Annotated in this window: 16 protein-coding genes and 1 pseudogene; 9 read left to right on the top strand and 8 right to left on the bottom strand. The window is 64.0% G+C overall.

Annotation, left to right across the window (positions count from 1 at the left end):
* The 3 genes from Q0O40_RS03595 to Q0O40_RS03585 all read right to left on the bottom strand — a co-directional run.
* The coding region (locus Q0O40_RS03595) for a sodium/proton-translocating pyrophosphatase (RefSeq protein WP_295526252.1) at window positions 1-1,259 on the bottom strand (1,259 nt) is incomplete at its 3' end.
* Window positions 1,260-1,371: 112 nt separating this feature from the next.
* Window positions 1,372-2,250: a thiamine-phosphate kinase gene (thiL, locus tag Q0O40_RS03590; RefSeq protein WP_295526250.1), complete on the bottom strand. Its 879-nt coding sequence runs from the start codon at window positions 2,248-2,250 to the stop codon at window positions 1,372-1,374.
* 155 nt (window positions 2,251-2,405) lie between these two features.
* Window positions 2,406-3,209: an enoyl-CoA hydratase-related protein gene (locus Q0O40_RS03585; protein ID WP_295526249.1), complete on the bottom strand. Its 804-nt coding sequence runs from the start codon at window positions 3,207-3,209 to the stop codon at window positions 2,406-2,408.
* Between the two features lie 92 nt (window positions 3,210-3,301).
* Here Q0O40_RS03585 and Q0O40_RS03580 point away from each other — a divergent pair, with 92 nt between their 5' ends.
* The 9 genes from Q0O40_RS03580 to Q0O40_RS03540 all read left to right on the top strand — a co-directional run bounded on the left by Q0O40_RS03580 (window position 3,302) and on the right by Q0O40_RS03540 (window position 11,878).
* Complete coding sequence (locus tag Q0O40_RS03580) at window positions 3,302-4,441, top strand: acyl-CoA dehydrogenase family protein (protein WP_295526247.1); 1,140 nt, start codon at window positions 3,302-3,304, stop codon at window positions 4,439-4,441.
* A complete protein-coding gene (locus Q0O40_RS03575) occupies window positions 4,441-5,397 on the top strand; it encodes an acyl-CoA dehydrogenase family protein (RefSeq protein ID WP_295526244.1) in 957 nt (318 codons plus the stop codon). Before Q0O40_RS03580 ends, Q0O40_RS03575 begins: the two co-directional genes overlap by 1 nt.
* Before the next feature lie 426 nt (window positions 5,398-5,823).
* The gene (locus Q0O40_RS03570) at window positions 5,824-6,996 is read left to right on the top strand and encodes an acetyl-CoA C-acetyltransferase (RefSeq protein WP_295526242.1); all 1,173 of its coding nucleotides are present in this window, start codon (window positions 5,824-5,826) and stop codon (window positions 6,994-6,996) included.
* Between the two features lie 22 nt (window positions 6,997-7,018).
* Window positions 7,019-7,804 (top strand): SDR family NAD(P)-dependent oxidoreductase, encoded by a 786-nt coding sequence (locus Q0O40_RS03565; protein WP_295526239.1) that lies wholly within the window; start codon window positions 7,019-7,021, stop codon window positions 7,802-7,804.
* Window positions 7,805-7,897: 93 nt separating this feature from the next.
* Window positions 7,898-8,770: a crotonase/enoyl-CoA hydratase family protein gene (locus Q0O40_RS03560; RefSeq protein WP_295526237.1), complete on the top strand. Its 873-nt coding sequence runs from the start codon at window positions 7,898-7,900 to the stop codon at window positions 8,768-8,770.
* On the top strand, window positions 8,767-9,432 hold the full coding sequence (locus tag Q0O40_RS03555) for a TetR family transcriptional regulator (RefSeq protein ID WP_295526234.1): 666 nt from the start codon (window positions 8,767-8,769) through the stop codon (window positions 9,430-9,432). Before Q0O40_RS03560 ends, Q0O40_RS03555 begins: the two co-directional genes overlap by 4 nt.
* On the top strand, window positions 9,422-10,309 hold the full coding sequence (gene mtnP, locus Q0O40_RS03550) for an S-methyl-5'-thioadenosine phosphorylase (RefSeq protein ID WP_295526231.1): 888 nt from the start codon (window positions 9,422-9,424) through the stop codon (window positions 10,307-10,309). The genes Q0O40_RS03555 and mtnP overlap by 11 nt, the downstream gene beginning before the upstream one ends.
* Window positions 10,310-10,547: 238 nt before the next feature.
* Entirely contained in the window at window positions 10,548-10,874 is a 327-nt protein-coding gene (locus Q0O40_RS03545) for a MarR family winged helix-turn-helix transcriptional regulator (RefSeq protein ID WP_367183713.1), read from the top strand.
* On the top strand, window positions 10,871-11,878 hold the full coding sequence (locus Q0O40_RS03540; protein WP_295526229.1) for a fumarylacetoacetate hydrolase family protein: 1,008 nt from the start codon (window positions 10,871-10,873) through the stop codon (window positions 11,876-11,878). Before Q0O40_RS03545 ends, Q0O40_RS03540 begins: the two co-directional genes overlap by 4 nt.
* A gap of 55 nt (window positions 11,879-11,933) precedes the next feature.
* Here the strand turns inward: Q0O40_RS03540 and Q0O40_RS03535 are convergent.
* From Q0O40_RS03535 to Q0O40_RS03515, 5 genes and pseudogenes are all read right to left on the bottom strand, one after another.
* Window positions 11,934-12,936: pseudogene (locus tag Q0O40_RS03535) on the bottom strand (type II secretion system F family protein).
* 21 nt (window positions 12,937-12,957) lie between these two features.
* The gene (locus Q0O40_RS03530; RefSeq protein WP_295526227.1) at window positions 12,958-13,929 is read right to left on the bottom strand and encodes a type II secretion system F family protein; all 972 of its coding nucleotides are present in this window, start codon (window positions 13,927-13,929) and stop codon (window positions 12,958-12,960) included.
* 78 nt (window positions 13,930-14,007) lie between these two features.
* The gene (locus tag Q0O40_RS03525) at window positions 14,008-15,300 is read right to left on the bottom strand and encodes a pilus assembly protein CpaE (protein WP_295526224.1); all 1,293 of its coding nucleotides are present in this window, start codon (window positions 15,298-15,300) and stop codon (window positions 14,008-14,010) included.
* A gap of 15 nt (window positions 15,301-15,315) precedes the next feature.
* Window positions 15,316-15,972, bottom strand: a complete 657-nt coding sequence (locus Q0O40_RS03520) for a CpaD family pilus assembly protein (RefSeq protein WP_295526221.1) — start codon at window positions 15,970-15,972, stop codon at window positions 15,316-15,318.
* A gap of 14 nt (window positions 15,973-15,986) precedes the next feature.
* The gene (locus tag Q0O40_RS03515; RefSeq protein WP_295526218.1) at window positions 15,987-17,636 is read right to left on the bottom strand and encodes a type II and III secretion system protein family protein; all 1,650 of its coding nucleotides are present in this window, start codon (window positions 17,634-17,636) and stop codon (window positions 15,987-15,989) included.
* Between the last annotated feature and the right edge of the window lie 7 nt (window positions 17,637-17,643).

Raw genomic sequence — 17,643 nt, 5'->3', positions numbered from 1 at the left:
GCGGTGGCGGCATAGGCGATGCCCATGAGGCCGGCGAGCTTGAAGGCGATGATGATGCCGGCGCAGATGACCAGCGTAGGAAGGGCGGTCGATTCAAGGCTGATGGCGAGGCCCTGGATCACGTTGGTGCCGTGGCCGGTTTCGGAGGCTTTGGCGATGGAGCGGACCGGGCGGTAGTTTGTGCCAGTGTAGTATTCGGTGATCCAGATGATCAGGCCGGTGATGATGAGGCCGACGAGGCCGCAATAGAACAGGCTGCGGCCGTTGTAGGCTTGCCCGCCGATGGCGGCTTCCATGTCGCCGCCCAGCGAATGGCTGATCGCCCACCAGATCGCGGGGACGGAAAGGACGGCGGTGACGAGGAAGCCCTTGTACATCGCGCCCATGATGTTCTTGCCGCCTCCAAGACGGACGAAATAGGTGCCGATGATCGAGGTGACGATGCACACGCCGCCGATGAGCAGCGGCATAGCCATCAGATCCATCAGATTTGGCGCGGATTTGAGGAGGAGCGCGGTGAGCACCATGGTGGCACCGACAGTGACGACGTAAGTCTCGAACAAGTCTGCGGCCATGCCGGCGCAATCGCCGACGTTGTCGCCCACGTTGTCGGCGATCACGGCGGGGTTGCGTGGGTCGTCCTCAGGGATGCCGGCCTCGACCTTGCCGACAAGATCGGCGCCGACGTCGGCCGCTTTGGTGAAGATGCCGCCGCCGAGACGCGCGAAGATCGAGATGAGCGAAGCGCCAAAAGCAAGCGCGGTAAGCGCCTGCACCACGGTGCGGTCTTCGCCGCCGACGGTGTAGCCGCCCGGGCCGGTGAGGTACCAGAACAGCCCGGCGATGGCGAGGAGGGCGAGGCCCGCCACGAGCATGCCGGTGATCGCGCCGGCGTTGAACGCCAGCGTCAGGCCGTTTTGCAGGCCTTTCATCGCGGCGGCGGCGGTGCGCACGTTGGCGCGGACAGAGATGTTCATGCCGACAAACCCGGCGACGCCCGAAAGCACCGCTCCGATGACGAAGCCCGCCGCCGAGATCGGCCCGAGCGCCCAGGCGACGATGACCGCGACAATGACGCCGACGACCGCGATGGCGGTATACTGGCGCTTCAAGTAGGCCTGCGCGCCTTCCTGAATGGCGGCGGCGATTTCCTGCATCTTGGCGTTACCGGCGGACTCGCCGAGGACTTGTCTGCTGGTGACGAAGCCATAGACAATAGCGAGCAGCCCAAGAACAATTGCGGTGACAGTTAAACTCATCCGGACATCCCCTGTTTTTGCGGATGCCATGATCCGCAGCCCGCTGTTTGCGGGTCAATTTTTCGCGTTGGAGGATGATCTTCTGCCAGCTTGCCCCTTGGTGCAAGCCTTTTCAGGTGTGTTCGTAGCCCAGCTGTCCCAGCGGCGCACAGCCATCGAGCAGCACGGGGTCGGCTCCGCGCGCGATCACCGTGCCGATGCGGAAGGCTGGGGCGGGGGGCGCGATGGCGAGGGGCAGCGTGAACAGCAGCTCGTAATCATCGCCCCATCTAAAGGCATCGCGGCAGCGTTCAGGCGGGAGCGCGGGGGCGAGGGGGATGGCATCGGCATCGAGCGCGATCGTCACGCCGCTGGCCAGCGCCATGCGGCTGGCATCGAGCAGCAGCCCATCGGACACGTCCATTATCGCGGTGACGAGGGGCGCAAGCGCGCGGCCTTCGGCGAGGCGAGGGACGGGGCGGCGGAAGGCGGCGGTATCTGCGCCGGCTCCGTCCCGCAGCGCTTCGAACCCCAGCATCGCCCCGCCGAGCGGGCCGGTGAGCCACACGCCGTCGCCGACTTGCGCACCGCTGCGCGAGGGCACGGGGCGGTGCGTGGCGCGGCCCAGCGCGGTGAGCCCGATGGCCTGCGCGCCGCCGCCCCCGCCGACAGTATCGCCGCCGAGCAGGGGCACATCGAAATGGGCGAGGGCTTGGCCGATGCCTTCGGCGAAGCGAGCGTTGTTGGCGGCTAGGGTGTAGCCGAGGAGTACGCCCCGCGGCTCCGCCCCCTTGGCGGCAAGGTCCGACAGGTTCACCGCGACGAGCTTCCACGCGACGTCTGCGGGGTCTTGTCCGGCGAGCCAGTGGACCCCTTCAACCATCATGTCATGCGTGAGGATGAGCGTTTCCCCCCCCACCTCCAGCACCGCGCAATCATCGGCGAGGCCGCGCGCCGCAGGGTGCGTCGCCAGCGCTTGCAAGGCCGCGATGAAGGCGGATTCAGCGCTCATCCGAGGCGGCGATCCGGCTCCCCGCATCCCAACACCCGCTCACCCTGAGCGTGTCGAAGGGTGTGCGGCGCAACCGCCACGCTGGCATGCTTCGACAAGCTCAGCATGAGCAGGGTGGTGGGTGTGGGGCAGGGGTGTTTGTCAATCCTGACGCCTCAGTCCCCCGTGAACATTGGCGCACGCTTCTCCAGCAGCGCGTTGACGGCTTCCTTGTGGTCGGCGGTTTCGTGGATGATCGCTTGGAACGCAGCGGAAAGTTCGAGCACATCGCCCGCGCGGCCATGCTGGGCCTCGCGCAGCAGGCGCTTGGTAAGGCGCAGCGCGCGCGGGCTGTTGGCGGCGATTTCCTCGGCCAGCGCCAGCGCCTTGTCCATCAGTTCAGCAGCCGGGACGACATCGCCAACCAGGCCGATGGACTTGGCATAGGCGGCATCGAACGTGCGGCCCGTAAGGAACAGCTCGGCGGCCAATGGATAGCCGATCAGCTTCTGCAGCGTCCACGCGCCGCCATCGCCGGGGATGATGCCGACCTTGATGAAGCTGGCGGCCATCTTCGCCGTGTCAGCCGCCACGCGCATGTCGCATACGCAGGCCAGATCGAGGCCGAGGCCGATGGCATGGCCATTGATCGCAGCGATCATCGGCACGTCGCAATCGAGCATCGCGCGGGTCGCGCGCTGGACGCCGCGGCGATAGTTGGTCGCGGTCGAATCGGGCTGATCGAGCGGGCCGATGCCCTGGCGGTTGCGGATGCCCTTGATATTGCCGCCGGTGCAGAAGGCGCGGCCCGCGCCCGTCAGCACGATGGCGCTGACCGAACGGTCGTTGCCCAGCGCGAAGAAGGTTTCGACGATGTTGTCGCAGTCTTCGATGGTGCCGATGGCATTCATCGATTCGGCGCGGTCCATGGTGAGCACGGCGATGCGCCCACGGCGCTCGACGCTGAGGAATGGGGTCATGACAACGGGTCTCCCTTTTTTGCCCCTCTGGGCTGGTGCACTATTCATCTTGAGATTGCGATGCCTTCGCCGCTGCCATAGGGACAGCGGTGATGCAAATATTCCCGCTCCATCCGTTTCGCCCTGAGGGCGATATTCCCGCTCTTCGCCAGCAGGTCCGCGATCTGGTCGCTAGCCACGAGGCCAATTGGCCGGTCGAGCTGCGCGCCAATTGCTGGTTCAGCTTCGACGAGGAATTCTCCAAAGCCATGGGCCGCGCCGGGCTGCTCGGCATGACCTGGCCCAAACAATATGGCGGGCACGAGCGCACTTTGCTCGAACGCTATGTCGTGCTGGAAGAGCTGCTCGCGATTGGCGCACCGGCGGGTCTGCACTGGATTGCCGACCGCCAGACAGGGCCGCTGCTGCTGCGCTATGGCACGGAAAGCCAGCGCGAGAAGTATCTGCCCGGCATGGCGCGCGGCGAAGTCTATGCCTGCATCGGCCTTTCCGAACCCGGCTCGGGCAGCGACCTTGCCAGCGTGCGCACCTCTGCCAAGAAGACCAACGAGGGCTGGCGGATCAACGGCCAGAAGGTATGGACCAGCGGCGCGCACAAGAGCCACGCTGCGCTGACCCTGTTGCGCACCGAAGAGGGCAGCGAGCGGCAGGCGGGCCTTTCGCAAATGATGATCGACCTCGACACGCCGGGGATCACGATCCGCCCGATCATCGACATGACCGGCTCGCACCATTTCAACGAGATCTGGTTCGAAGATGTGCTGCTGCCGCACGATGCGCTGGTGGGCGAGGAAGGCAATGGCTGGAAGCAGGTCGTCGCCGAACTCGCGCTCGAACGTTCGGGGCCGGAACGCTATCTTTCCAGCCACATGCTGCTCGTCGCGCTGATCGATGCCGTGGGGCCGGAGCCTGACGCGCCGACCGCGCAGCTGATCGGGCGGCTGACGGCCGAAATGTGGACGCTGCGGCAAATGTCGATGTCGACCATTGCCAAGCTGGCGGCGGGCGAAGACCCAGTGGTCGAGGCGGCGATCGTCAAGGACTTGGGCAACGCCTATGAACAAGCGCTGCCGCGCATGGTGCAGGCGGCAGTCGATGCCGATCTTTCGGGCAAGAGCGACCTTTCGCGGCTGCTGACGTGGATTCTGGTCGCCAGCCCAAGCTTCTCGCTGCGCGGCGGCACACCCGAAGTGCTGCGCGGGATCATCGCTAAAGGACTGGGGCTGCGCTGATGAGCGATAATCGTACACTGCTCACCGACATGGCCGCTGGCCTGTTCGCCGATCTTTCCAGCAAGCCCTTTGCCGAAGCCTGGCCGCAAGTGGCCGAGGCGGGGTTTTCCACGCTGCTGGTGCCCGAGGATGCGGGCGGCTTTGGCGGGGACTGGGGCGATGTGCTGGCCGTGCTGCGGCTGGCGGGGCTCAATGCCTTGGCCGCGCCGCTGGCCGAGCCTGTGATTGCGCATTGGCTGCTGGCCGGGGCGGGGATTGCGGCTCCGGAGGGGCTGATTTCCATCGCCGCGCCGGGGCAGCTGGTGCCTTATGGCCGCCATGCTGCAGCGGTGGTGCATGTGGAGAGTGGCACGCTCTCGCTCTACCATGCGGATGCCTGCACCTTTGACGAAGGGCTTTCGCCTGCGGGTGAGCCTTGGGATGCCGTCAGCTTCACTGCCGCAGCGGCGGCAACGGCGGCATGCGACGTCGATCTGCTGGCGCTGGGCGCGTTTGCCCGCGTGGCGCAGGCGAGCGGTGCGCTGGAGGCGGCATTTACGCTGGCCATTGATCACGTGAACACGCGCGTGCAGTTTGGCCGGGCGCTGGCGAAGTTTCAGGCGGTGCAGCAGGCGATGGCCGAGTTTTCCGAGGAAGCAGCGGCAGTCGATGCCTCAGCCGCAGCCTGCGCAGCGGCGCTCGACTATGGAGACGCCTCGTTCGAGATCGCGGCGGCCAAACTGCGCATGGGGCTAGCCGTGGACCGCGCGGTACCCATCGCGCACCGCATGCACGGCGCCATCGGCTTCACCATCGAATACGCCCTCAACCACCTGACCCGCCGCCTCATGGGCTGGCGCAGCGAATTCGGCGGCGACGCGTTCTGGGCCGAACGGCTGGGGCGGCGCGTGGCTGGACTGGGCGGGCATGGCCTGTGGCGCGAGATGGCGGCGCGGACGGACCGGTTGGTGGGGTGAACAACCCTCTGCGGCCTCTCTGACAAGCGCCACGCACCCCCACCCAGCCCTCCCCCGAACGGGTGAGGGGAAAGAGGTGGCTGGGGCGGTGGATCGCATTTGGCTGATTGCTGCCCATTTTCCGTCACCCCGGACTTGATCCGGGGTCCCGCTTGGAGCTCGCGCAAGCGCCTCAATTTGAAAGAATTTGGATTCGTTTGTGGCGGGTGATTGCGAGCGCTGGGCTGGCTGCTAGCGGGACCCCGGGTCAAGCCCGGGGTGACGAGGAGGGGGGTGGCGGCGGTGTGCTGGCTGCTCGCGAAGTCCTGGATCAAGTCCCGGCTGACGGGGAGGGGGGAATGGCAGCGGCGCGCTGGCATCCCTTGACCCCGCCCCCCGCACCCCTTAATCGTTCAGTTAAACGAACGCTTACGGGAGTCGAGTGTCATGGCTGTAGCCTATATCGTTGATGCAGTGCGGACCGCTGGCGGGCGGCGGAATGGGCGGCTGGCGGGGGTTCACCCGGTCGATCTTTCGGCTGCCACGCTTGATGCCATCATCGCGCGGACGGGGGTTGATCCTTCGGCGATCGAGGATGTGATCATGGGCTGCGTCTCGCAGGGCGGGCAGCAGGCGGGGCAGGTGGGGCGCAATGCGGTGCTTGCGGCGCGGCTGCTGCCGGATTCGGTGCCGGCCGTGACGATTGACCGCCAGTGCGGATCATCGCAGCAGTCGATCCAGTTTGCTGCGCAGGCGGTGATGTCTGGCACGCAGGACATGGTGATCGCGGCGGGCGTGGAGAGCATGACCCGCGTGCCAATGGGGTCCACCGCGATCTTTCACATGAAAGAGGGGCTGGGCAACTACAAGTCGCCGCTGCTGGAAGAGAAGTATCCGGGCATCATGTTCTCGCAGTTCATGGGCGCGGAAATGATCGTGAAGAAGCATGGCTTCACCAAGGATCAGCTCGATGCGTTTGCGCTTTCGAGCCACCAGAAGGCGATTGCGGCGACTCAGGTTGGCGCGTTTGATGGCGAAATCGTGCCGATTGCCATCGAGACGCCGGACGGCTCGGCGATGCACATCACCGATGAGGGCATCCGCTTTGACGCGACTCTGGAATCCATCGCGGGCGTGAAGCTGCTGTCGCCCGATGGTTTCCTCACCGCCGCCAGTTCCAGCCAGATTTGCGACGGCGCGAGCGCGGCGCTGATCGTTTCGGAGGCCGCTTTGAAGGCGCACGGGCTGACCCCGCTGGCGCGCATTCACAACCTGACGGTCACAGCGGGCGATCCGGTGATCATGCTGGAAGAACCGCTCTTCGCCACCGACCGCGCGCTGCAGCGGGCGGGCATGAAGATCGGCGATATCGATCTCTTTGAAGTGAACGAGGCTTTCGCCTCGGTGCCGATGGCCTGGCTGAAGCACACCGGCGCGGACCCGGCGAAGCTCAATGTGAATGGCGGCGCGATTGCGCTGGGCCATCCGCTGGGCGCTTCGGGCACCAAGCTGATGGCGACCCTGCTCCATGCGCTGAAGGCGCGGGGGCTGAAGTATGGTTTGCAGACGATGTGCGAAGGCGGCGGCGTGGCCAACGTGACCATCGTTGAGATGATGTGATTGATTTCAGGAGAGAAATGCCATGAAGCTTGATAATTCGGTTGCCGCAGTGGTCACGGGTGGTTCGTCTGGTCTGGGTGCGGCGACGGCACGCGCGCTGGCGGCCAAGGGCGTGAAGGTCGCCATTTTCGACATGCAGAAGGAAAAGGGCGAAGCGGTCGCGGCTGAGATCGGGGGCATTTTCTGCGAAGTCAACGTGACCAGCGACGAGAGCGTGGACGCTGGCTTTGCCAAGGCGCGCGCGGCGCACGGGCAGGAACGCGTGCTGGTGAACTGCGCCGGCACCGGCAACGCGGTGAAGACTGCGAGCCGCAGCAAGGAAGACGGCTCGATCAAGCACTTCCCGCTGGAAGCATTCAACTGGCTGATCCAGATCAACCTTGTCGGCACGTTCCGCTGCATCGCCAAGTCGGCGGCGGGGATGATGACGCTGGAGCCTTGCGACGAGTTCGGCGAGCGCGGCGCGATTGTGAACACAGCGTCGGTCGCGGCTGAGGACGGCCAGATCGGGCAGGCGGCCTATTCGGCGTCCAAAGGCGGCGTTGTCGGCATGACGCTCCCCATCGCGCGCGACCTGATGAGCGAAGGCATCCGCGTCAACACGATCCTGCCGGGCATCTTCGATACCCCGCTGCTCCAGGCCGCGCCGCAGAATGTGAAGGACGCGCTCGCCGCGTCGGTGCCGTTCCCCAAGCGCCTCGGCGTTCCGGCGGAATATGCGCAGCTGGCGCTGACGATGATCGAGTGCGGCTATTTCAATGGCGAGGATGTGCGGCTCGACGGCGCGATCCGCATGGCGCCGAGGTAAATCGCCGCGCTAGAGAAATAGGGACAGTCCCCATTTGATAGGCGGGGCAATAAATAGGGGCTATCCCCAATCATGATATCAGGAGCGCATAGCATGGCCGAGTATTCGAAGATCCTGCTCGATATTGCTGACGGCGTGGCGGTGCTGACGCTCAATCGCCCCGCCAAGATGAACGCCTATACGCACACGATGATGGCCGAGATGATTGATGCGTTCGATCGCACCGACGCCGATGACAGCGTGCGCGCGGTGATCGTCACGGGCGCTGGCGAAAAGGCCTTTTGCGCCGGTGCAGATCTGACCCCTGATGACGGCGGGGTGCCATTTGCCAGCGCAGAGGCGGTGGAGGATTTGTCTGACACGCGCGTGCGCGATGGCGGCGGCATGATCACCTTGCGCATGTTCCAGTCGAAAAAGCCGCTGATCGGGGCGATCAACGGTGCTTCGGTGGGCGTGGGCGCGACGATGCAATTGCCAATGGATATCCGCCTTGCTTCGACCACTGCGCGCTATGGCTTTGTCTTTGCGCGGCGCGGGCTGGTGCCGGAAGCTGCGTCGAGCTGGTTTTTGCCGCGGATTGTCGGCATGCCACTGGCGCTGGAATGGTGCATGACCGGGCGGATTTTCGGTGCCGAGGAAGCCTTGCGCGGCGGGCTGGTGCGCTCGCTCTACGCACCCGCCGATCTGCTGCCCGCCGCCCATGCCTTGGCGCGCGAGATTGCCGACAATACGAGCGCGATCTCGGTGTCGATGACCCGTGCGATGCTGTGGCGCAATGCCGCGCTCGATCACCCGATGAAGGCGCACCGGGTCGATAGCCGCGCGATCTATACGATGGCGCGCACAGATGATGTGAAAGAAGGTGTGGCCAGCTTTCTGGAAAAGCGCGCGCCGAGCTACCCGGGGCGCGTTTCTTCGGATATGCCGTCGTTTTACCCGTGGTGGGATGAACCGGTTTGGGAATGAACGAGATCGCGCAACCACCGATCAGCGAGGGCGTAGGCACGGCGGAGCAGGCACCGGATCAGGTAGGCGCGCGTGAGCTTCTGCTCGAAACCGCATCGCAGATCATGCGCGAGGGCGATCAGGTCGATATCTCGCTATCCGAACTCTCGCTGCGTTCGGGCCTCAATTCGGCGCTGGTCAAGTATTACTTCGGCAACAAGGCGGGCATGCTGAGCGCCTTGCTCGACCGCGACATGGTGGCGATCATCACGTCGGTCGATGCGCTGCTGGCCAAGGACCGGATGGCGCCCGAGGACAAGCTGCGCCTCCATATCGCGCGCTGCATCGATACCTATTACGCTTATCCCTATCTCAACCGCCTGCTGATGCGGCTGGTGCGCGACAGCGATGAGGGCGAGGCGCGGCGGATCGCGGAGAAGTACCTTCTGCCGCTGAACAAGGCTTATGACCGTTTGATCAGTGCTGGCATCAAGACCGGTGTGTTCCGCAATATCGATCCGCAGTTGTTTTACTTCACCGTGACCGGCGCGGCAGATCGATTTTTCTCGGCAAGGCTGGTTCTGCGCCATTGCTTTGGCCAGGATACGCTGAGCGAAAATCTGCGCGACCGATACCGCGAACACACCGTCGATTTCGTCATGGCGGGCATCCTTGCGCGCTGAGGCTGGGAGCGCTGAGCACGGGTGGACGATCGGCGTGATCGGCGGTTCGGGGCTCTATGCGCTCGATGGGCTGGAGGACGCGCAGGAGATCGCCGTGTCATCGCCATTTGGCGCGCCTTCCGGGCCGGTCACGATCGGGCGGATCGGCGCTGTGCGGTATGTCTTTCTGGCACGCCACGGCGCGGGGCACCGATTGGCGCCCGAAGCGATCAACGCGCGCGCCAATATCGATGTGCTCAAGCGCTGCGGCGTGACTGATGTGATTGCTGTTTCCGCGATCGGCTCGCTGCGCGAGGACTATGCGCCGGGCAGCTTTGTTGCGGTCGATCAATTCATCGATCGCACGCATGGCCGCCCGCAAAGCTTTTTTGGCGAGGGGCTGGTCGCGCATGTCTCGCTGGCGGACCCGGTTTGCCCGCGGCTTTCCGGCCACCTTGCCGATGCGGCGGAGCGCGCCGGGGCTGTCGTGCATCGCGGCGGTTGCTATCTGGCGATGCAGGGTCCGCAGTTTTCAACCCGCGCGGAAAGCAGGCTCTATCGCCAATGGGGCGCGGATGTGATCGGAATGACCGCGATGCCCGAAGCGCGGCTCGCGCGCGAGGCGGAACTGCCCTATGCGCTGATCGGCATGGTCACCGACTACGATAGCTGGCGCGCAGGCGAGCATGTCGAGGTGGAGCAGGTGCTGGCAGTGATGCGCGCCAATGCCGCCGCTGCGCGCGCGGCGATTGCGAACCTTGCGCAAGGTTTGCCGCCAGTGCGCAGCGCCAGCCCGATCGACCACGCGCTGGACGGCGCGATCATGACCGCGCCGGGGCAGCGCGACGAGAAGCTGGCGGCGATGCTGGGTGCGGTCGCAGGGCGCGCGCTGCGGTGAATGTCCAAGAGCCTTGTGCGGCTCGGGCTAAGTTATGTTGCGCAACATGCACCGTTTCGCTTGCGCCGTGATCTGGTTTCAGTAGACATTGCGCAGATGGCTGCAAACCAAACCCGGCTGTCTGATTTTATCCCTTATCGCATGGCGATCACCTCGAATGCGGTCAGTGCGTTGATTGCGGGCGAATATCACAGCCAGTTCGGACTCAAGATTCCGGAATGGCGGATCATGGCGGATCATGGCGGTGCTTGGCGATGCCGGGCCGCTGACCCAGCGCGATCTGGTCCGCGTGACTTTGATGGACAAAGTTGCGGTGAACCGGGCGAGCAAAGTGCTGGAGGATCGGGCGCTGGTGCGACGCGATCCTAACGCGGCCGATGGGCGCTCGCACTTTCTAGCGCTGACCGCAGCCGGGGCTGCGATGTATGGCCAGATCTGGCCGCAGGCGATTGCCGCGTATCAAAGGATTTTTGCCGCCTTTACGCCAAGTGAAACGCAGAAGCTGAGCGCGCTGCTCGACAAATTGTCGTCCGCCGTGCGCATGATAGAAAGTTCAAGCCGATGAAACTAGCCAGTTTGCCGCGGCTGCGCGATGGCCGTCTGATCGTCGTTTCAAACGATCTGGCGTGGTATGCAGATGCCGATCACATTGTCCCCACGATGCAGGCTCTGCTCGATCAATGGAACCAGTTTGCACCGGTGCTGGAAGCATTGGCGATCGAGCTTGAACACGGCGCCATCCCGCGCAAGCGCTTTCACGAGCGCGAGGCGGCGGCCCCGTTGCCACGCGCCTATCAATGGGCAGATGGCAGCGCTTACCTCAATCACACGGCTTTGGTGCGGCAGGCGCGCGGCGCGGAGCTTCCGCCCGGCTTCGCGACCGACCCGCTGATGTATCAGGGCGGCAGCGATGATCTGCGCGGCGCGCGCGATCCGATCCTGCTGGCGGATGAGGCTTGGGACTGCGATTTCGAGGCGGAGATCGTGGTGGTGACGGATGATGTGCCGCAAGGCGTAAGCCCAGCCGACGCACTGGACTACATCCGCCTGATCGGGTTGGTCAACGATGTGTCGCTGCGCAATCTGGTGCGCAATGAGCTGGCCAAGGACTATGGCTTTGTCCAATCCAAGCCGGCCAGCCATTTCTCGCCGGTGTTTGTCACGCCGGCTGAACTTGGCGCACACTGGCGCGGCGGCAAGCTTCATCTGCCGCTGCTGGTGGATCTCAACGGGCAGCATTTTGGCCGCGCCGATGCCGGGGAGGATTGCACCTTCGACTTTGGCGTACTGATCGCGCATCTGGCCAAGACGCGGCGGCTGATGGCCGGCTCGATCATCGGATCGGGGACCGTGTCGAACCGCGATCCGGATGGATCGGCGGGCCGCCCAGTGGCGCAAGGCGGTCGCGGATTTTCCTGCATCACCGAACAGCGAATGGTCGAAACGATTACCGAAGGCGCACCGGTTACGCCGTTCCTGCGCTATGGCGACACGGTGCGCATCGAGATGCGAGATCCCAAGGGCCACTCGTTGTTCGGCGCGATCGAGCACGAGGTGGCGCATTGCTGATTGACCCGGCCCCCGCCTTCCGCGCGGGGTGCGCGAAAGGCGGGGGCCGCTGGCGTTAGTGCTTGCTGAGGAAGTTGTCGCTGATCGAGCAGGCCGCAGGGCCAAGGATCACGACGAACAGCGTCGGCAAGATGAACAAAATCAGCGGGATGGTCATGATCGCGGGCAGGCGCGCGGCCTTTTCTTCGGCCCGCATCATGCGTTCGTTGCGAAATTCGGCCGAAAGCACACGCAGCGCCGAGGCGAGCGGCGTACCATAGCGCTCGGTCTGGATCATGGTGGTGACCACGCCCTTCACCGCTTCGAGGTTGACGCGGTAGGCAAGATTTTCAAACGCATGGCGGCGATCGGTGAGGAATGACAGTTCGATCGCGGTCAGCGCGAATTCGTCACCCAATTCGGGATAGGCCCGGCCCAGTTCGCGCGCGACGCGGTTAAACGCGGCGTCGACGGTCAGGCCTGCCTCGGCGCAGATAACCAGCAGATCGAGCGCATCGGGGAGCCCTTTTCGGATCTCTTTGGTGCGCTTGGTCACCAGATTGGCAATCCAGATATCGGCGCCCTTGTAACCAAGAATGACCATCGACGCGAACAAACCGAATTTCTTGAAGCTCGACCACGTGGGGAAATAGTCTACCCAATAGATCAGCGCACCGAACACCGCGCCCATCACGATCGGACCGATCATGCGGCACAGAATGATCGCGACCGCCCATTCCTTCTTGCGGATGCCGGCCTGAGCAAGCTTTTGCTGCACGACCCCCCACCTGGCTGTCCTGCAGCACTTTGAGCTTTTGCAGGAAGCCGCGAATGGAATCGGTGGTATCGTTGCGGCGCAGGATGCTCTGGCGCTTTTTTGCATTGACGACGATGATGCCGGCCTTGGGCTCCTCACGCCGGGCGTTCAGCGATTTGACGCGCTTGGCCATCGGATCGCGGATGGTCAGCGCGGCATAAATCGCGAGCATGACTGCGACCGCCGCAAGCCCGGCGAGGATCGAGCCTGCGAAGATAACATCGACGCCGAGCAGCGTGGGGTGCGGAGCAATTGGTTGCATGATGGTTCTCGCGTTCCTCGCTCAGATCTCGAAGTTGATCATCTGGGCCATGATGAACGCGCCCAGGCCCAGCCAGACAAGACCGCCAATGCCGGCAATAATCAGACGTTCGTCGACAAAGAACTGCCCCATGTAGGGCGGGTTGATCGAGTAGATCAGCGCAAACACGATGAAGGGCAGCGCGCCGATGATATAGGCCGAAGCCTTCGATTCCGAGCTCATCGCCGAAATCTTGAGCTTCATCTGTGCGCGCTTGCGCAGCACATCGGCAAGGTTGGCCAGCGTTTCCGCCAAGTTGCCGCCGGTTTCGCGCTGGATCGCCAGCGTGATGCAGAAGAAGCTGAATTCGGGCATATCGAGGCGGTCGGCGGTAACCTGCAGCGCTTCGTCCATGGTCCGCCCGACTTTGACGCGGTCGTTCACCAGCTTGAATTCCTCGCCCACCGGACCTGGCAATTCAGCCGCGACCACGCCCATCGTTTCGGTGATCGGCAGGCCCGAGCGCAAACCGCGCACGAGCAATTCCAGCGCATCGGGAAAGCGCGTCACAAAACCCTTGCGGCGCTTGGCAATAGTGCTCCCGACCCACATGTGGGGCAGCCCGCCGCCGGCGATGACGCCGACCGGAAGCGCGATGATCGGCGAGCCGGTCTTGAGAAACACGAACAGCGCCGTGGCCAGCGCGAGGCCGCCGGAAATGTAAAGATATTGGCTGACGGTCCATTTCTTGCCGGTTTGAGTAAGCCGCAACTCCAGCGCATCGAGCCGCGAACGCGAGCCAGCAACCGCGCGCGTGCGCGGTTTGCGTGACGCAACCGCCTTGCGATATTGCGCCTCGACGCGGTCGGTCGTGCTGTCGGAATGGCGGAAACGCACCGCCTGCAGCCGGCGCGCGCTATGCGTCGCGGGCGAAGGACCGGAGAAGGCGATGATGCCCATCAGCAGCACAAGGCTAACCCCGCCGCCTATGATCATCAATTGCATCATGTCCATCGGCCTATCCTGCCTGCTCTGCGCGGTTGTTGAAGAGGTGCGCAGCGTCGCGTGGGGTCAGGGCTGCGTCAGCTCGGATCACGCCGGTGCGCCTGCCTTTGCCTTGGAGGGGAGCATCTTCTTCAGATCGAACTTGCCGAGCAGCGAGGTCTTGGCGCCGGCGTTCTTCGCGACTTTGGCGCCCTTGCCCCCATCGGCTTCCGGTTCGCTGCCAGTTGCGACGATGGCCTCGGCCAGATCGCGCAGTGCCAGGCCTGCCTTGGTGCCGCGATTGGCCCCGACGAAAGTTTGCCCAAGCTTGGCGGCATTCGAAGCGGACTTGGCATCGAACGGGATGGTGTAGTCGATCTTGCGTTCGATTGAGGCTTCGAAGTCGCCCTTGCTGATTTCGCCCACGCCGGCTTGCACTTTGCTCGCGACGAGGAGCGGTAAGGCGTGCGACGCATTGCTTTTGAGCCACGACAGCAGGCGGATGGCATCGCGTGCGCCGGCCAGCGTCAGCTCGGTCGTGACGACGACCACGTTGACCGCCGTCAGCAAGTGCGGAAAATTGATCAGCATGTTGCGCGGCAGATCGATCACGGTCATTTCGAACGCGTGGCGAAATTCCTCCTCCAGCTGCACAAAGGCGCTGCCATCGGTCATCAGGGGAGCGCTGATCGGCGCTTCGGCGGAAAGAATGGCGAGATTGTCGTTCGCCCGGATCATGGCGCGTTCGATAAACAGACCGTCGATCCGGCTGGGGTTGTCGATCGCATCGGTCAGGCCGCGGCCCGGCTCGAGATCGAGCGTCAACGCGCCGGTGCCGAAGTGAACGTCGAGATCCAGCAGCGCCGTTGGCAACCGGTGATCGGTGCTGAACAGCCATGCCAGCGATGTCGCCAGGGTCGATGCGCCCGCGCCACCGCGCGTTCCGACCACGGCGGTCGAAATGTGGCGCTTAAGCGACCCGCTGTCGCTGCCCTTGGGCGCTGCGAAAATTGTTTGCGCCTGAATGACGGCATCGCGCACCTGGCCGGACGAGAGCGGCTTGAGCAGATAATCCTGAATGCCCGAGGCGACGAGATCGCGGTAAAGCCGCACATCGTTGACCTGGCCAATCGCGATCACGACCGTGCCCGGCTCGCATACTTCGGCCAGCGCATTGATATCGTTGAGCGGATCGCCGCTTTCCGACAGATCGACGATCAGGATTGCGGGGCTGGCCGCAACCGAAAGCGACTGGATCGCATTGCGCAGGCCGCCTTTGGCCACCTTCTCAGGCTGCCATCCCATATCCACTGCCAGCGGACGCAGCACATCGAGCGCCGCGTCGTCGCATACGAAAGCCGCGAACATATCGCGATTGCCGCCTTTCCAGTTCGCACTCATCGCTCAATTACTCCCTTACTTACTGGAAACTTCTTTGACGACAGCAGCGCCGGTCGGCGGTTTGGCGCGGTAGGTTTCGATCGCCTTGTTGGCGGTCATGATCACCGTGGAGCCGGTGCCGCGAACGCCGCGCACCAGATCATCCTTGTCCGCGACCATCGCCGCGAGATTGCTGTTCACCGCGCAGCCATAACCGGGCGACGTGGCGTTCTTGAAGTTGGTGTCCTTTTTATCGGACCAATCCGGGCAACCGGGGACAGATGCGACCGAGCGATTCACGATGATACGCGCGGTCCCCGGGCTGACTTGGCCATCGAGCACGGGCGCGGGATCGGCGACAGCAATGGCAAAGCGAGCGGCGACCGCTTCGATTGCACCGCGCGTGGCGGACGAGTCTGCCGGATCATCGATCGAGATGCGATCCCCATAGCGCAGATCGAGCGCATCGAACCAGCTTAGCAAGCGGCGCTGTTCGGAGACGGCAAGGCCTCCGCCGGGCATGGTGGAAACTTCGAAAACGTAGGCGTTACGTTCGACGACGGGCTGATGGATGCTCTCCACCGAGCGATTGGCCTTGGTGTTGCTGGCGCATGCGCCAAGCGGCAGCGCTACGACCAGAGCCAGCGCAGTTGCAGCCATGCGGCGATAGCGGAAAGGAAGCTGGCGGTTCATGACGGTTTCCATTCTCATTTGAGGCTGAAGCCGGGCGTTGCGGCGATTGTTTGACGGTTCTTCGAGCGAGGTTCGGGAGAACGACGAACTTCGCGCGATGCTGAGGCTTGGACGGGGACGGTTGCGGGTGCGCCGCTGCGCGGATCGTCGAGCAAGCCGACTTTCGGGCTTGCCTTGATCGTGCCCGGCTTCTCGCTGGGTTTGGCGCGCTCACCGCCACTGATGCCGTCGTTGTCCTGATTGTTGAGCAACTGTTGCAGCGCGGTTGGCGCCCGGAAACCGTCGGTCGGCAGCTTGATCTCGCTCGCATCGACCGGGTTGACGAGATACGGCGTTACCACGATGACCAGTTCGGTCTCGCCCTTGCGGTAGGCGGTCGAGCGGAACAGCGAGCCCAGGATCGGCAAGTCGCCTGCACCCGGGACTTTCTTGATCTGGTCTTGCGAATTGTTGCGCAGCAAGCCCGCGATCATGAAGCTCTGGCCCGAGCCTAGCTCGATCGATGTTTCGGCGCGGCGCACGGTCAGGGCCGGCACGGTGACGCCGCCAGTGGTGATCGAGCCTTCTGACGTAAGCTCGGAGACTTCCGGCCGCACGCGGAGCGAAATGCGCCCATTGGCGAGCACCGTGGGCGTGTAGGACAGGCTCACGCCGTAACGCTTGTATTCGATCGTAGTGACGCCAAGCCCCTGGGAAATCGGGATCGGATATTCACCGCCCGCAAGGAACTCTGCGGTTTCGCCGGAGAGCGCGGTGAGGTTGGGCTCTGCCAGCGAAGTAACGAGGCCGATCGTTTCGCCCAGATCGAGCGCGCCGAGAATGTCGAGCCCGAACAGGCGGCCCATCCCGGCCAGCGTGGTGGCCTCTGCCAACTGGGTGACGTTGGTGCCCGGCGCAGCAATTATGCCTCGAGGGTTTGTCGGTGTGATGGCGGCACCTGTGGGGTCGATGGTGAAGCCCTGCACATTGGTGCCGATGCCGAGCGGCAGGTTGGGATCGGTGGTGAATATCGTGGAAGTCTGGCGGCCCTGGCCGATGCCGAATTTGAAGCCGCCGGAACCATCAATCGTGGTCAGGTTGCTGCCGATCTGGCGCACCAGAGTGCGGCTGACTTCGGCAAACTTGACCTGCAGGTTGATCTGCAGCGGGGTCGACATTTTCAGGCGGCTGACGACATTGATCTTCTCGCCGACAAAAGCTTTGACCAGACGCTCGGCTTCGGCGGCATCTTCAGGCGCGGCCACAGTGCCGGTCAGCAGCACGGTGCTGTTCATCGTCGAAGTGGCGATCTTGGCATCGGGCATGGCCAGATGCAGCATTTGCTCGACGCTATCGATATTCGTGCCAACGCGCACATTGGCCGACCAGATGACGTCTCCGGCGCTGTTGCTGGCATAAACGGTGGTTTCGCCGCCGGACTTGCCGAACACGAACAGCTGGTTGGTCGATTTTACCTGCACATCGGCAATCAGCTCGTTGGCGACGAACACATCGGCCATCCTGCTGGGCAGTGTAACCAACTGTCCGCGCCCGATCGACAAGGCGATGCTGCGCGCCGGGCTGGTGACGCTCTGCGCCAAGGCACCCTCGATGCCGGGGAGCATGGCGAGCGGCAGCGCGAGCGCAGCCGCCGTGATTAACCGGGAAGCGATACGGGCCTTCATGGTCTTG

Origin of the sequence: Novosphingobium sp. Chol11 (assembly GCF_945870625.1) — a bacterium.
Taxonomy (GTDB): domain Bacteria; phylum Pseudomonadota; class Alphaproteobacteria; order Sphingomonadales; family Sphingomonadaceae; genus Novosphingobium.
The sequence above is the reverse complement of the archived record's forward strand: the minus strand, read 5'-3'. Positions and strand labels throughout refer to the sequence as shown.